Below are 13,393 nucleotides of genomic sequence, written 5' to 3'. Positions count from 1 at the left end.
TGCGACACAGAGACAGGCACTACAACGAGCCTGCGTCTTCTTCGCTGTTCCGCTTTCGAGGTCGCTGCCATGCAAGAACCCGCCGAGTCCGAGCTGATCCACGGCCTGAACGACCGCCCCGCCCCACTGCCGGCCCTGTTCGCCGCGCTGCAACACATCCTCGCCAGCTTCGTCGGAATAATCACCCCGCCGCTGGTGATCGGCGCCGTGCTCGGTCTCGGGGATCATCTGCCCTACCTGATCAGCATGGCGCTGATGGTCTCCGGCGTCGGCACCTTCATCCAGGCGCGCTGCCCATGGGGCATCGGCGCCGGCATGATCTGCCTGCAAGGCACCAGCTTCGCCTTTCTCGGCGCGGTGCTGTCGGCCGGCCTGCTGGTCAAGGGTCGCGGCGGCAGCCCGGAGGACATCCTGGCGATGATCTTCGGCGTGTGCTTCCTGGGTGCCTTCGTGCAGATCGTGCTGAGCCGCTTCATCGGTCAGTTGCGCAAGGTGATCACGCCGCTGGTGACCGGCATCGTCATCACGCTGATCGGCGTCAGCCTGATCAAGGTAGGCATCACCGACATCGGCGGAGGCTTCAAGGCCGATGACTTCGGCGCGCCGCGCAACCTCGCGCTGGGCGCCCTGGTGTTGCTGACCATCATCCTGCTCAACCGCTCGCAGCAACCCTGGGTGCGGCTCTCGGCAATCATCATCGGCCTCGCGGTGGGCTGCCTGGCAGCCTGGTTCAGCGGCAAGCTGGTCCCACAGCCACTGCCCGACCTGCCGCTGGTGAGCGTGCCGATGCCCTTCCATTACGGATTCGCCTTCGACTGGACCGCCTTCGTGCCGGTGGCGCTGATCTATGTCATCAGCACTATTGAAACGGTCGGCGACCTGACCGCCAACTGCATGCTCTCGCGCCAGCCGATCGAGGGCCCAAGCTACCTCAAGCGCCTGCGCGGCGGCATTCTCGGTGATGGCGTCAGTTGCCTGATCGCGTCGACCTTCTCAGCGTTCCCCAACACCACTTTCGCGCAGAACAACGGGGTGATCCAGATGACCGGCGTGGCCAGCCGTCACGTCGGGCTGTACATCGGCGCGCTGCTGTTCCTGCTGGGGCTGTTCCCGCTGCTCGGTGCGGTGCTCCAGCAGATCCCCAAACCCGTGCTCGGTGGCGCGACGCTGATCATGTTCGGCAGCGTTGCCGCCGCTGGCATTCGCATCCTTTCGCAGGTGAAGCTGGATCGGCGCAACATGCTGATCATCGCCGCCTCGTTGGGCATCGGCCTGGGAATCGCTGCGCAGCCGGAGCTGTTGCACCAGATGCCAACGCTGGTCCAGAACCTTTTCGAATCGGCCATTACCTGCGGAGGCCTTACCGCCATCCTGCTGGATCTGCTTTTGCCCCGCGAAAAGACGGCGGACGCCATTAGCGCCAGCATCCAGGAACCCCAACGGACCTGAACGGCCGCAGCGCTCCCAAGGGTCAGAGCGAGCCAGTTCGGCCGAGCCGGCTATGCCTCGTCCCTATCTAAAGGAAGCGGTAGCCAGATTTACCGGGCCGCCTATGGTCCTTACCCCAACCCTCTCCCCGCAGGGAGAGGGGCTGCTTGTCGAATCCACCCAGACGCACGAGCGCAACCGGATCAGCCGCACTCGCCACGGATCACCACATCAGATCATCAGGCACCTTGTAGGCAGCATAGGGATCGTCGCCATCGGGCTCTTCAGTCTGGGTATTGAGTAGCACGATGCGCCGCGGGTCGCGCTCCTGGATTCTCAGGGCCGCATCGCGCGGGATGATTTCGTAGCCGCCACCATGCCGGACGATGGCCAGCGAGCCGGACGAGAGCTTGTCGCGCATCAGCTTGTTCACCGAGATGCGCTTGACCTTCTTTTCGTCGACGAAGTTGTAGTAATCCTCGGTGGTCAGCTTCGGCAGCCGGCTGGTGTCGATCAGTTGCTTGACCTGCGCGGCGCGGGCCTTCTGGTCGGCCTTTTCCTTCTGCTGGCGGTTGAGCTCCTGGTCGCGCGCGAGCTTTTCGGCCTGGGCCTTGAGGGCGGCTTCGCGCTGGGAGTCGTCTTTTTCAATCTGACCCTTCTTCTCCAGCCGTTGCTGTTTCTGCTTCTGCTTGGTGGCCTGCTTGGCCTGCTTTTCGTTGACCAGTCCGGCCTTGAGCAATTGATCGCGAAGGGAAAGACTCATGTTCGACTCGTTCTAATCCGAAAGGTAATCCGTAGGTGCCAAGTGTAGGGCCTGACCGGGGGACGGGAGCAACCCATCCGCAGAGCTATCACGCTCCAGAGCAGGCGGGTGCCACTGATTTCTCGGCTTTCTTGGCCTCGCCCCAGAGCGCATCCATCTGCTCGAGGCTGGTGTCCTGCAACGACTGTCCAGCCGCACGCAGTGTGTCTTCGATGAAGCGGAAGCGCCGCTCGAATTTGGCATTGGCGCTGCGCAGCGCTGCCTCAGGCTCGACATCGAGATGCCGCGCGAGATTGACCGCCACGAACAAAAGATCGCCGATCTCCTCGGCGATCTGCTGCGGGTCGTTCTCGCTCATGGCTTCGAGCACCTCACCGAGCTCCTCGCGCACCTTGTCCACCACCGGCAGCGCCTCGGGCCAGTCGAAGCCGACCCCAGCGGCACGCTTCTGCAGCTTGGCCGCACGACTAAGCGCCGGCAATGCGGCAGGCACATCGTCCAGCAAAGACAGCTGCTGCGGGGCGCTGGCCTTCTCAGCACGCTCCTCGGCTTTTATCGCTTCCCAGCGCTGCTTGATCTGCGCCTCGTCGAGGCGCGGCAGCTCGGTCGAACCGTACAGATCGCCGTCCGGGAAGACATGGGGATGGCGGCGCACCAGCTTGCGGGTGATGGCGTCGACCACCGTGGCGAAGTCGAAGCGCCCCTCCTCCTTGCCCAGTTGGCTGTAATAGACGACCTGGAACAACAGGTCGCCAAGCTCGCCAGGCAGGTGGTCGAAATCGCCGCTCTCGATCGCATCGGCGACTTCATACGCCTCTTCGAGCGTATGCGGGACGATGCTGGCGTAGTCCTGCTTGAGGTCCCAGGGGCAACCGTGTTGCGGGTCGCGCAACCGGGCCATCAGGTGCAACAGGTCGTTGAGTTGGTACATGGATTCCTCTAGCCGAGCGGCTATCGTAGCGGCGTTCCGATGAAGGTAAAAAGCGACATCCACCCTACGGATGTCAGGCCGATTGTAGGGTGGATGACGCTTCACCCATCCACCGTGACACGACCGGCGACACCGCCGACCTTGCGCCTTACGTGGCCCTCTGGCGCTTGGCTTCGATGATGTTGGGCAGCTGCGAGACGCGCGCCAGCAGACGACCCAGGGCATCCAACCCTGGAATCTCGATGGTCAGCGACATCTGCGCGGTGCTGTCTTCCTTGTTCGAGCGGGTGTTCACCGAGAGCACGTTGATGCGCTCGTTGAGCAGCACCTGCGACACGTCGCGCAGCAGCCCGGCGCGGTCGTAGGCGCGGATCATGATGTTCACCGGGTAGGTCTTCTCCGGGATCGGCCCCCAGTTGACCTGGATGATCCGCTCCGGCTCGCGCCCGGACAGCTGCAGCACCGAGGCGCAGTCCTGCCGGTGGATGCTGACGCCACGGCCCTGGGTGATGTAGCCGACGATCGGGTCGCCCGGCAGCGGCTGGCAACAGCCGGCCATCTGCGTGAGCAGGTTGCCGACGCCCTGGATCTGGATATCGCCGCGCTTGCCCGGCTTGTGCGGCGAGCCGCGCTTGGGGATCAGCTCCAGCTGATCGAAGCCTCGTTCGGGCTCGACGAGTTGCTGGGCCAGGTTGACTAGGTGCGCCAGGCGCAGGTCGCCGGCACCGAGAGCGGCGAACATGTCTTCAGCGGCGCGCACATTGGCCTTCTCGGCCAGCTTGTCGTAGTCGACCGGCGGCAAGTCTAGGCGGCCGAGTTCGCGCTCGATCATCGCCTTGCCAGCGGCGACGTTCTGGTCACGCGCCTGCAACTTGAACCAGTGGACGATCTTCGCCCGGGCGCGGGACGTGGTTATGTAACCCAGGTTCGGGTTCAGCCAGTCGCGGCTCGGAGAACCCTGCTTGCTGGTGATGATCTCGACCTGCTCGCCGGTCTGCAGGCTGTAGTTGAGCGGCACGATGCGGCCGTTGATCTTGGCGCCGCGGCAGTTGTGGCCGATCTCGGTGTGCACCCGGTAGGCGAAGTCCAGCGGCGTGGCGCCCTTGGGAAGGTCGATGGCGTGGCCGTCGGGCGTGAAGACGTAGACGCGGTCCGGCTCGATATCGACGCGCAGCTGGTCGGCCAGCCCGCCGATGTCGCCCAGCTCCTCGTGCCATTCGAGTACCTGGCGCAACCAGGAGATCTTCTCCTCGTAGTGGCTGGAGGTGGCCTTGACGTCGGTGCCCTTGTAGCGCCAGTGGGCGCAGACACCCAACTCGGCTTCCTCATGCATGGCGTGGGTGCGGATCTGCACCTCGAGCACCTTGCCGTCAGGACCGATCACCGCGGTGTGCAGCGAGCGGTAGCCGTTTTCCTTGGGGTTGGCGATGTAGTCGTCGAACTCCTTGGGAATGTGCCGCCACAGCGTATGCACGATGCCGAGCGCCGTATAGCAGTCGCGCATTTCCGGTACCAGCACCCGGACGGCACGCACGTCGTAGATCTGGCTGAACTGCAGGCCCTTGCGCTGCATCTTCCGCCAGATCGAATAAATGTGTTTGGCGCGCCCGTCGATGTCGGCATCGACGCCGGTGGCGGCCAGCTCGTCCTTCAGCTGCTGGACGACATTGGCGATGTACTGCTCGCGATCCAGCCGGCGTTCGTGCAGCAGCTGGGCGATCTGCTTGTACTGTTCGGGCTCCAGGTAGCGGAACGACAGGTCCTCGAGCTCCCACTTGATGTGGCCGATGCCCAGGCGGTGCGCCAGCGGCGCGTAGATGTCGAACACCTCGCGGGCGACGCGGTGGCGTTTCTCGTCGTCGGCACTCTTCACCGCGCGGATCGCGCAGGTCCGCTCGGCCAGTTTGATCAGCGCGACGCGCACGTCGTCGACCATCGCCACGAGCATCTTGCGCAGGTTTTCCACCTGCGCCTGGGTGCCCAGCACCAAGGATTCACGCGAGTTGAGGCTGGCGCTGATAGCCGCCATGCGCAACACGCCTTCGATCAGCTTGGCAACCACCGGGCCGAAGCGCTCGTTGACGTCGGCGAGCGGAATCTTGCCTTCACGGACGCCGCGATAGACCACGGCGGCGACGAGCGAGTCCTGATCGAGTTTGAGGTCGGCGAGGATTTCGGCGATCTCCAGCCCCGTCTGGTAGCTGGAGGTACCCTCGCCCCAGAGATTCTGCGCGGCGTTGGCCTGCTGCTCGGCCATCTTGGCGAACTCGCAGGCCTGCTTCAGCGCCTCGCGGTCCAGCGCCGGATCCATGCCCAGCACATGATCGAGCCAGCCATCGAGATTGATGCTGCCGTCGGTGTTGATCGGCTGAAGCGCCCTCACCTGTACCATCTAAACCTTCCCCTGCGCGGATGCGCCGACTTCGCCGGCGTTCTGTGTGCCGGTCGGTTGAACCACAGGCCAGTGCCTGTACGAACCCACTACACGCCCGGCTTCTCGAACAGCGCCATCGCCTCGACGTGTGCCGTTTGCGGAAACATGTCCATCATTCCGGCCCGTCTGAGCCGGTAGCCCTGGCGATTGAGCTCTGCCGCATCGCGGGCCAAGGTGGCAGGATTACACGAAACATAGACCACGCGCCGCGCTCCCAGACTCGCCATTTGTTTCACCATTTCTAGCGCCCCGTCCCGGGGTGGATCGAGCAACACCGCAGGGAAGCCGCCCTTCGCCCAGGGGGCGTCGGCAAGCGGCTTCGACAAGTCGGCCTGGTAAAAGTGCACAGCCTCCAACCGATTGTGCTCCGCATTGGTGCGGGCCCTTTGCACCATCGTTTCCACACCCTCTATGCCAGTCACCTGGGCGCCCGCCCTCGCCAGCGGCAAGGAGAAATTGCCCAGCCCACAGAACAAGTCGAGCACTCGCTCACCCGCTTGTGGCGCCAGCCAGTCGAGCGCCTGCGCCACCATCGCTTCGTTGACCGCCTCGTTGACCTGGATGAAATCCCCAGGCTGCCACTGCAGCTCCAGTGCCCAGGGCGCCAGCCTATAACCTAGCCACCGCGACGGGTCGTGGGGCTGCGGCTCGGCGCTACCCTGCAACCAGAGCTGCGCGCCTTGAGCGGCGCAGAACTCGGCCAGACGCTGCAGATCGGCTTCGCCCAGCGCTGCCGTGTGACGCACCAGCACCGCCTCGTCCGTGCCGCTGAACAGCTCGACATGGCCGATCGCTTGCGGCCTGTCGAGGCCAGCGAGCGCCTGAGGTAACGCCAGCAGGATCGACTGCAAGGGCTGTACCAGTACCGGGCACTCTTCGACGGCGATGATGGTCTGGCTGGAGCCGGCGCGAAAACCGACATCGAGCCGGCTGGCCGCGGCATCCCAGCGCACCGCAACGCGGGCGCGGCGCCGGTAACCAAAGGCCGGCCCGGTCAGCGGCGTAGCCCATTGCTCAGGCTCGAGCCCGGCGACACGCTGCAGCTGCTCGGCGAGGGTGCGTTGTTTGAGCGCCAGTTGATCCTCTTCGCTGGCGTGCTGCAGGGTGCAGCCGCCGCATATGCGGGCGTGTCGGCACGGCTCGGCGCGGCGTCTCGGGCTGGCGGCCAGGATGCGTTCGCCGCGCGCCTCGACGATCTGGGCGCGGGCATTGAGGACCCGCGCCTCGACCTGTTCGCCGGGCAAGGCGCCTTCGACGAACCAGGTACGGCCGTCGACAAAGGCGAGGCCTCGCCCGTCATGGGCCAGGCGATCGATTTCCAGGCGCTGCTTCTTGCCGGTCGGCACCTGCACCTTGCGCTCGCCGCCACTGGGCTGGAAGCGCAAGCCGCCGCTACGTTTGGCCATGTTCAATTACTACCGGTTCTGCAAATGAAGGGGCGCGTCGGACGACGCGCCTGATGTCTAGCGGGGCTCGTCGTAAACGCCGGTCGACAGGTAACGGTCGCCGCGGTCGCAGATGATAGAGACGATCACCGCGTTCTCGACCTCCTGCGACAGACGCAGCGCCGCGGCCACCGCGCCGCCGCTGGAAACGCCGCAGAAGATGCCCTCTTCGCGGGCCAGGCGTCGCATCACGTGCTCGGCTTCGCCCTGCGCCATGTCGACGATGCGGTCGACGCGCTCGCGCTGGTAGATCTTCGGCAGGTACTGCTCCGGCCAGCGGCGGATACCCGGGATCGACGCGCCTTCCATCGGCTGCAGCCCGACGATCTGCACCTGCGGGTTCTGCTCCTTGAGGTAGCGCGACACGCCCATGATGGTCCCGGTGGTGCCCATCGAGCTGACGAAATGGGTGATGGTGCCGCCGGTCTGCTGCCAGATTTCCGGGCCGGTGCTGCCGTAGTGCGCTTCGGGGTTGTCGCCGTTGGCGAACTGGTCGAGCACCTTGCCGCGCCCCTCGGCGGCCATTTTCACCGCCAGGTCGCGGGCGCCTTCCATGCCCTCTTCCTTGCTGACCAGCACCAGCTCGGCACCGTAGGCGGTCATCGCCGCCTTGCGCTCGGCGCTGGAGTTGTCGGGCATGATCAGGATGAATTTGTAGCCCTTGATCGCCGCCGCCATGGCCAGCGCGATGCCGGTATTGCCGGACGTGGCTTCGATCAGGGTGTCGCCGGGCTTGATCTCACCGCGCGCTTCGGCGCGGGCGATCATCGACAGCGCGGGACGGTCCTTGACCGAGCCCGCCGGGTTGTTCCCTTCGAGCTTGACCAGCAGGACGTTGGAGGTGTCGCCGGGCAGGCGCTGCAACCGCACCAGCGGGGTATTGCCGACGCAATCGGCGATTGTGGGGTACTTCGAGGTCATGGCGTCGATCGAATCCGGACGGCAGGAAAGACGCCCATGATACCGGCAAACCACCGGCTGCCGTAGCCCGATCACGTCCACAGGCTAGCGCCGCTGCGGTTACTGGCGCGAGGCGTATGGCCGCACCGCCCGGCAGCGAGGCCGCCAGCCGGGCCGTGGGCGACGGCGGGCACTCGCGGTCTCGACCTCGCCTGTCCGGCAGCCTTGCCCATCCGTTCGGCAAGGCTGACATCTACAGCATCTCGATGCAGTGCCCCTTGAGAGTGGGTGGAGTGGCCGATGTGATGTACGGCGCGATGATCGAACTCCCCGGCGGCATCTCCGGTATGGCGCTCAACTCGGAGCAGGGCTCCGTCGGTGCCGTGGTGCTGGCAACTACCTGAGCCTGATCGAAGGCTGCGCGATATCTTCCGCCTCGCCTCGCCTCGCCTCGCGGCCGCGAGCGGCGCGTCCGGCGATTAAGGTCAGGCGGCCGTCATGCGCAGGGTTACGCGCAGCCCGGATCCATGATTCTGCGCCCGGAGTTGGCCGCCCTGGAGCTGTACGCTGCTACGCGCGATCGACAGCCCCAGGCCATAGCCCCCGCCACCTGGCCGTGCGCTGTTGAGCCGGATAAAGGCGTCGAAGATGCGCTCCAGATCGTCCTCCGGCACCCCGCCCCCCTGGTCCTCCAGCCACAGGTTCCAATGACTGGCGTGACGCTCGCCGCCAAAACGTACCGTTGCCCCTTCCGGCGAATGGCGGATGGCATTGCGCAGCACGTTTTCCAGTGCCTGAGCCAGTCCGTTGAGGTTGCCGACCACCCGGCAGTCGTCCGGGAGTTCGCAGACCAGGCGCTGCCGCGACCAGCCACTCTCGAAGCAGGCGTCCTCGGCGATGATTTCCCACAGCGCGCCGACTTCGATCGGCTCCAGCGGCAACTGCGGCCGCTCGGTGTCCAGCCAGACCAGCTCCAGGGTGTTGCCGATCAGCTGCTGCATTCCCTGAACTTCGCGCTCAAGGCGCAGGCGCAGCGCGCCCAGGTCCTGCTCGTTCTCGCCGGCAACCCGCAGGCGGCTGAGCGGCGTGCGCAATTCGTGGGACAGGTTACGCAGCAGCTGGCGCTGGAATACCAGGGTGTTCTCCAGCCGCCCGGCCATGTGATCGAAGGCTCGCGCCAGGTCGCCCAGTTCATCCTGGCGGCGGCTGACCTGCGGCGGAGCGCGAGTGCCCAGCTGTTCGTCGCGCAAGGCATTGGCCTGCTCACGCAAAACCTCCAGCGGCGCGATCAGCAGCCGGTAGAGCAACACGCAGAACAGCAGCGCCATCGCCGCGGGCAGCAGGCCATGCACGAGCAACTGCCAGGAAGGGTGGTAACCGTCGGGCTTGAAACGCTCGGGCAGCTGTATCACCAGTTGGCCGTGCTCCGGTTCGTCGGGAAACGGTATTCCCAGGTAGGGCAGCCTCGCGCTGCGCCGGCTCATCGGCCAATCGAGCCGGCGCAGGAAGGTCAGGTGGTCGCGCTCCTCGGCGCTCAGCCCACGGCTGCCCAGCGACTGCAGATCATGCCCGACCACCACTGCCCAGGTGTCCTCGCGCGCCGAGAAATCGGCCAGCCAGCGATCGAGCGCACTGGCCTCACCGGTGCGCCAGACGGCTTGGGCCTCGGCGGCATACTCGACGAGCGTCGCCTGTGCATCGGCGGCCAGGTGATACCCCTGGCGCTGCATGTATTGCCCGATCGACCAGCTCAGCCAAATCACCGCCAGGCAGAAGCCGATCAGCAGCACCGCCAGCCTCCAGAACAGCGAATGGCGCCCCGGCAGGCGGTTCAAGCGATGATCCGTGTCAGCAGGTAGCCCTTGCCCCACACGGTCTCCAGCCGCCCAGCGGTGTATCCGATGGCGGTCAGCTTGCGACGAATGTGGCTTATATGCATGTCCAGGCTGCGATCATGGCTGGCGTAGCCGCGGTGCAGCACCTGCTGATAGAGGTAGGGCTTGCTCAGCACTTCTTCGGTGTGGCGCGCGAGGATTTCCAGCAGCCGGTATTCGGTCGCGGTCAGCCCCGCCCAGCCACCGGCATGCCTGACATCGTTGCGCTTGCCATCGAACTCCAGTTCGGCGTTATCGCTCACCGGTTCCTGCTGGCGACGCTCGTAGGCGACACGACGCAGCACGGCGTCGATACGCACCTGCATCTCCCCCATGCTGAAGGGCTTGGGCAGGTAATCGTCGGCGCCCTGACTGAAGCCGGCGATGCGATCCTGCTCGGCGCCCAGCGCGGACATCAGAATCACCGGCACGGCATGCTCGCGCCGCAGCCGTGACAGCACCTCCAGCCCGCTTTCGCCCGGCAGCATGATATCCATCAGGATCAGATCGAAGGCCTGCTCGCAGGCCAGGCGCAACCCCTCTTCGCCATCGTGGCGCACGGTCACGTCGCAATCGGACTGTCTCAAGTGGCTGGTAAGGTGCTCGGCCAGCACGGGATCGTCTTCGATGACCAAGACCCGGCTGGTCGCCAATAGGGGAGCAAGCATTTCTCACCTGCGAATGGGAATGGTTCCAGCCGGACATTGTTGCAAAAGCCGCCGCAGATTCCCATCGACCTAATCGCTACACTTGTCCGCTGCCAACTCCGGGGACCGAAACGTGCTCAAACATCTAGGAATCAGAGGCCGCGTGCTGATGCTCACGCTGTTGCCGAGCACCCTGCTCGCGGTGGGCCTGGGCGCCTACTTCACCTGGATGCAGCTGTCGGAGATGCGCCAGGAGCTCAATGAGCGCGGTCAACTGATCGCACACCAGCTGGCGCCCCTGGCCGCACCGGCGATGGCCCAGGGCTACGGCAACCGCCTGCAGCGGATTCTCAACCAGGTGCTCGACCAGCCCGACGTGCGCGCCGTCGCGGTGCTCGACGCCGAACGCAACCTGCGCGCCTACTCCGGCCCGAGCATGCTCACCCCCTCGCCACCGGGCGACCCGCTGAGCCTGACCCAGGTCAGCAGCCTGGATACCACACGCATCCTGATGCCGGTGCTCAGCCGTCATCAGAACCTCGCCGAAGACATCCGCGGCAACGACGACCGCTTGATCGGCTGGCTCGAGCTCGAGTTGTCCCACCACGCCACCCTCCTGCGCGGCTATCGCAGCCTGTTCGCCAGTCTGCTGATCGTGGGCGCCGGGCTGATCGTCACCGCCCTGCTGGCCCTGCGCATGAGCCGCACCATCAGCCGGCCGCTGCAGCGCATCAAGCTGGCGGTCGCGCAACTGAAGGACGGCCACCTGGAAACCCGCCTGCCGGCACTCGGCAGCCACGAACTCGACGAACTGGCGGCCGGCATCAACCGCATGGCCGAGGCGCTGCTCAGCGCCCGCGAGGAATTGCAGCAGAGCATCGACCAGGCCACCGAAGACGTGCGCCAGAATCTCGAAACCATCGAGATCCAGAACATCGAGCTCGACCTCGCGCGCAAGGAGGCCCTGGAAGCCAGCCGGATCAAGTCCGAATTCCTCGCCAACATGAGTCACGAGATTCGCACGCCACTCAATGGCATCCTCGGTTTCACCCACCTGCTGCAGAAAAGCGACCTCACCCCGCGCCAGCACGACTACCTCTCGACCATCGAAAAATCGGCCGACAGCCTGCTGGGCATCATCAACGAGATCCTCGACTTCTCGAAGATCGAGGCCGGCAAGCTGGTGCTCGAGACCATCCCCTTCAACCTGCGCGACCTGATCGAAGACACCCTCACCATCCTTGCCCCGGCCGCCCACGCCAAGCAGCTCGAACTGGTCTCCCTGATCTACCGCGACACCCCGCTATCGCTGGTCGGTGACCCGCTGCGCCTCAAGCAAGTACTGACCAACCTGGTGAGCAACGCGATCAAGTTCACCTACGAGGGCACCATCGTCGTGCGGGCGATGGTCGAAGACGAAAACAGCGACCGCGCCCAGCTGCGCATCAGCGTCCAGGACACCGGCATCGGCCTGACCGATCAGGACCTTCGCTCGCTGTTCCAGGCCTTCAGCCAGGCGGACAATTCCCTCTCGCGCCAGCCGGGCGGCACCGGGCTCGGACTGGTCATCTCCAAGCGCCTGATCGAGCAGATGGGCGGCGAAATCGGCGTCGAGAGCATTCCCGAAGAAGGCTCGGAGTTCTGGATCAGCCTGAGCCTGCCCAAGGCCCGCGACGACATCGAAGACCTGCCCCGCGCGCCCCTTATCGGTCGCCGCGTCGCCGTCATCGAACCCCACCCGCTGGCACGCCAGGCCCTGCAGCACGAACTGGAAGACTGCGGCCTGAAGGTGCTGACCTTCGAATCCTTCGACACCCTGCAGCAGGCGGTGGCGGCCGAACGGCTCGAGAACAAGCCAATCACCCTAGCCGTGCTCGGCATCAACCAGGCGGAATTCCCACCGCAGCGGCTCGGACAGATGCTCTGGGAACTGGAAAAGGCCGGCTGCAAAGCGATCGTGCTGTGCCCGACCACCGAGCAGGCGCTGTATCACGAAGCCCTGCCCGAGGCCCACGCGCAGCTGCAGGCCAAGCCTGCCTGCACCCGCAAGCTGCAACGCGCCCTGCTGGAGCTGGTCAGCCCGCAGCTCTCGCTGCTTGGTGCCAGCTTGCACGTCGCCTCGAGCCGTCCGCCGCGCATCCTGTGCGTCGACGACAACCCGGCCAACCTGTTGCTGGTCAAGACCCTGCTCAACGACCTGGGCGCCGAGGTGGTGGCTGTGGACAACGGCCCGTCGGCCATCGAAGCGGTGCGCGAACAGGTCTTCGACATGGTGTTCATGGACGTCCAGATGCCCGGCATGGACGGACGCCAGACCACCGAGGCGATTCGCCAATGGGAAGGTGCCAACGGCCAACCGCCACTGCCGATCATCGCCCTGACGGCCCACGCCCTGTCCAACGAAAAGCGCTCGCTGCTGCAGAGCGGGCTGGACGATTACCTGACCAAGCCGATCAGCGAGCGCCAGCTGGCGCAGGTCGTGCTCAAATGGACGGGCCTCGCGCTACGCAACCAGGCGCCGGATATGAACGAGCTGCCCGCCCTGCAGGACAACCTCGACGTGCTCGATGCCGAAGAAGGCCTGCGCCTGGCCGCCGGCAAACCGGACCTGGCCGCTGACATGCTGCGCATGCTGCTCGCCTCGCTGGAAGCCGATCAACTGGCCATCCAGAACGCCCGCCAGAGCGGCGACCGCAACGCCCTGCTCGAACGCATCCACCGCCTGCACGGCGCCACGCGCTACTGCGGCGTCCCACAATTGAGGGCGGCCTGCCAGCGCAGCGAAACCCTCCTCAAGCAGAACCACCCCATGGCCGACGCCGCACTGGACGAACTCGACATCGCCATCGAGCGACTGGAAGGCGAGGCGGAGAGAATGCTCTGAACGGTCCAGCCCGCCTGATAGACCAGGGCGCTTGAACACACGCCCCTGGTGGCGCTCCCACAGCAAGAGCTGGGACTGTCACGAAAG

At 65.4% G+C, this 13,393-nt stretch carries 10 protein-coding genes; 3 read left to right on the top strand and 7 right to left on the bottom strand.

What is annotated here, in order from left to right; all coding sequences use genetic code 11:
* Positions 1–69: 69 nt before the first annotated feature.
* The gene (locus G7026_RS14070) at positions 70–1,449 is read left to right on the top strand and encodes a uracil-xanthine permease family protein (protein WP_181071550.1); all 1,380 of its coding nucleotides are present in this window, start codon (positions 70–72) and stop codon (positions 1,447–1,449) included.
* A gap of 202 nt (positions 1,450–1,651) precedes the next feature.
* On the opposite strand, the gene G7026_RS14065 is transcribed toward G7026_RS14070, so the two are convergent.
* The 5 genes from G7026_RS14065 to cysM form a co-directional block, all read right to left on the bottom strand.
* Entirely contained in the window at positions 1,652–2,191 is a 540-nt protein-coding gene (locus tag G7026_RS14065) for a DUF2058 domain-containing protein (RefSeq protein ID WP_181071549.1), read from the bottom strand.
* Between the two features lie 88 nt (positions 2,192–2,279).
* Positions 2,280–3,122 (bottom strand): nucleoside triphosphate pyrophosphohydrolase, encoded by an 843-nt coding sequence (gene mazG / locus G7026_RS14060; RefSeq protein WP_181071548.1) that lies wholly within the window; start codon positions 3,120–3,122, stop codon positions 2,280–2,282.
* A gap of 148 nt (positions 3,123–3,270) precedes the next feature.
* Entirely contained in the window at positions 3,271–5,514 is a 2,244-nt protein-coding gene (relA, locus tag G7026_RS14055) for a GTP diphosphokinase (protein WP_181071547.1), read from the bottom strand.
* A gap of 89 nt (positions 5,515–5,603) precedes the next feature.
* Positions 5,604–6,962: a 23S rRNA (uracil(1939)-C(5))-methyltransferase RlmD gene (rlmD, locus tag G7026_RS14050; protein WP_181071546.1), complete on the bottom strand. Its 1,359-nt coding sequence runs from the start codon at positions 6,960–6,962 to the stop codon at positions 5,604–5,606.
* Between the two features lie 57 nt (positions 6,963–7,019).
* A complete protein-coding gene (gene cysM / locus G7026_RS14045; protein ID WP_181071545.1) occupies positions 7,020–7,922 on the bottom strand; it encodes a cysteine synthase CysM in 903 nt (300 codons plus the stop codon).
* Between the two features lie 116 nt (positions 7,923–8,038).
* Between cysM and G7026_RS22805 the strand changes: the two genes are divergently transcribed.
* Complete coding sequence (locus G7026_RS22805; RefSeq protein ID WP_181071544.1) at positions 8,039–8,305, top strand: hypothetical protein; 267 nt, start codon at positions 8,039–8,041, stop codon at positions 8,303–8,305.
* Positions 8,306–8,386: 81 nt separating this feature from the next.
* Here G7026_RS22805 and G7026_RS14035 read toward each other — a convergent pair whose 3' ends face one another.
* Both G7026_RS14035 and G7026_RS14030 read right to left on the bottom strand, forming a co-directional pair.
* The gene (locus G7026_RS14035) at positions 8,387–9,736 is read right to left on the bottom strand and encodes a histidine kinase sensor domain-containing protein (RefSeq protein ID WP_181071543.1); all 1,350 of its coding nucleotides are present in this window, start codon (positions 9,734–9,736) and stop codon (positions 8,387–8,389) included.
* Entirely contained in the window at positions 9,733–10,443 is a 711-nt protein-coding gene (locus G7026_RS14030; protein ID WP_181071542.1) for a response regulator transcription factor, read from the bottom strand. The genes G7026_RS14035 and G7026_RS14030 overlap by 4 nt, the downstream gene beginning before the upstream one ends.
* Positions 10,444–10,555: 112 nt before the next feature.
* Here G7026_RS14030 and G7026_RS14025 point away from each other — a divergent pair, with 112 nt between their 5' ends.
* On the top strand, positions 10,556–13,306 hold the full coding sequence (locus tag G7026_RS14025; protein ID WP_181071541.1) for a response regulator: 2,751 nt from the start codon (positions 10,556–10,558) through the stop codon (positions 13,304–13,306).
* The last annotated feature ends 87 nt before the right edge of the window (positions 13,307–13,393 follow it).

Source organism: Stutzerimonas azotifigens (genome assembly GCF_013522725.1).
GTDB lineage: Bacteria > Pseudomonadota > Gammaproteobacteria > Pseudomonadales > Pseudomonadaceae > Stutzerimonas > Stutzerimonas azotifigens_A.
Note: the sequence above shows the minus strand (reverse complement) of the source record. Positions and strands in the feature narration are given on the sequence as shown.

Excerpts from the sequence above, each read along its gene's own strand:
- G7026_RS14070 (WP_181071550.1), top strand. The coding sequence starts at position 70 with ATGCAAGAACCCGCCGAGTCCGAGCTGATCCACGGCCTGAACGACCGC.
- rlmD (WP_181071546.1), bottom strand. The coding sequence starts at position 6,962 with ATGGCCAAACGTAGCGGCGGCTTGCGCTTCCAGCCCAGTGGCGGCGAG.
- G7026_RS22805 (WP_181071544.1), top strand. The coding sequence starts at position 8,039 with ATGGCCGCACCGCCCGGCAGCGAGGCCGCCAGCCGGGCCGTGGGCGAC.
- relA (WP_181071547.1), bottom strand. The coding sequence starts at position 5,514 with ATGGTACAGGTGAGGGCGCTTCAGCCGATCAACACCGACGGCAGCATC.
- cysM (WP_181071545.1), bottom strand. The coding sequence starts at position 7,922 with ATGACCTCGAAGTACCCCACAATCGCCGATTGCGTCGGCAATACCCCG.
- G7026_RS14065 (WP_181071549.1), bottom strand. The coding sequence starts at position 2,191 with ATGAGTCTTTCCCTTCGCGATCAATTGCTCAAGGCCGGACTGGTCAAC.
- mazG (WP_181071548.1), bottom strand. The coding sequence starts at position 3,122 with ATGTACCAACTCAACGACCTGTTGCACCTGATGGCCCGGTTGCGCGAC.
- G7026_RS14030 (WP_181071542.1), bottom strand. The coding sequence starts at position 10,443 with ATGCTTGCTCCCCTATTGGCGACCAGCCGGGTCTTGGTCATCGAAGAC.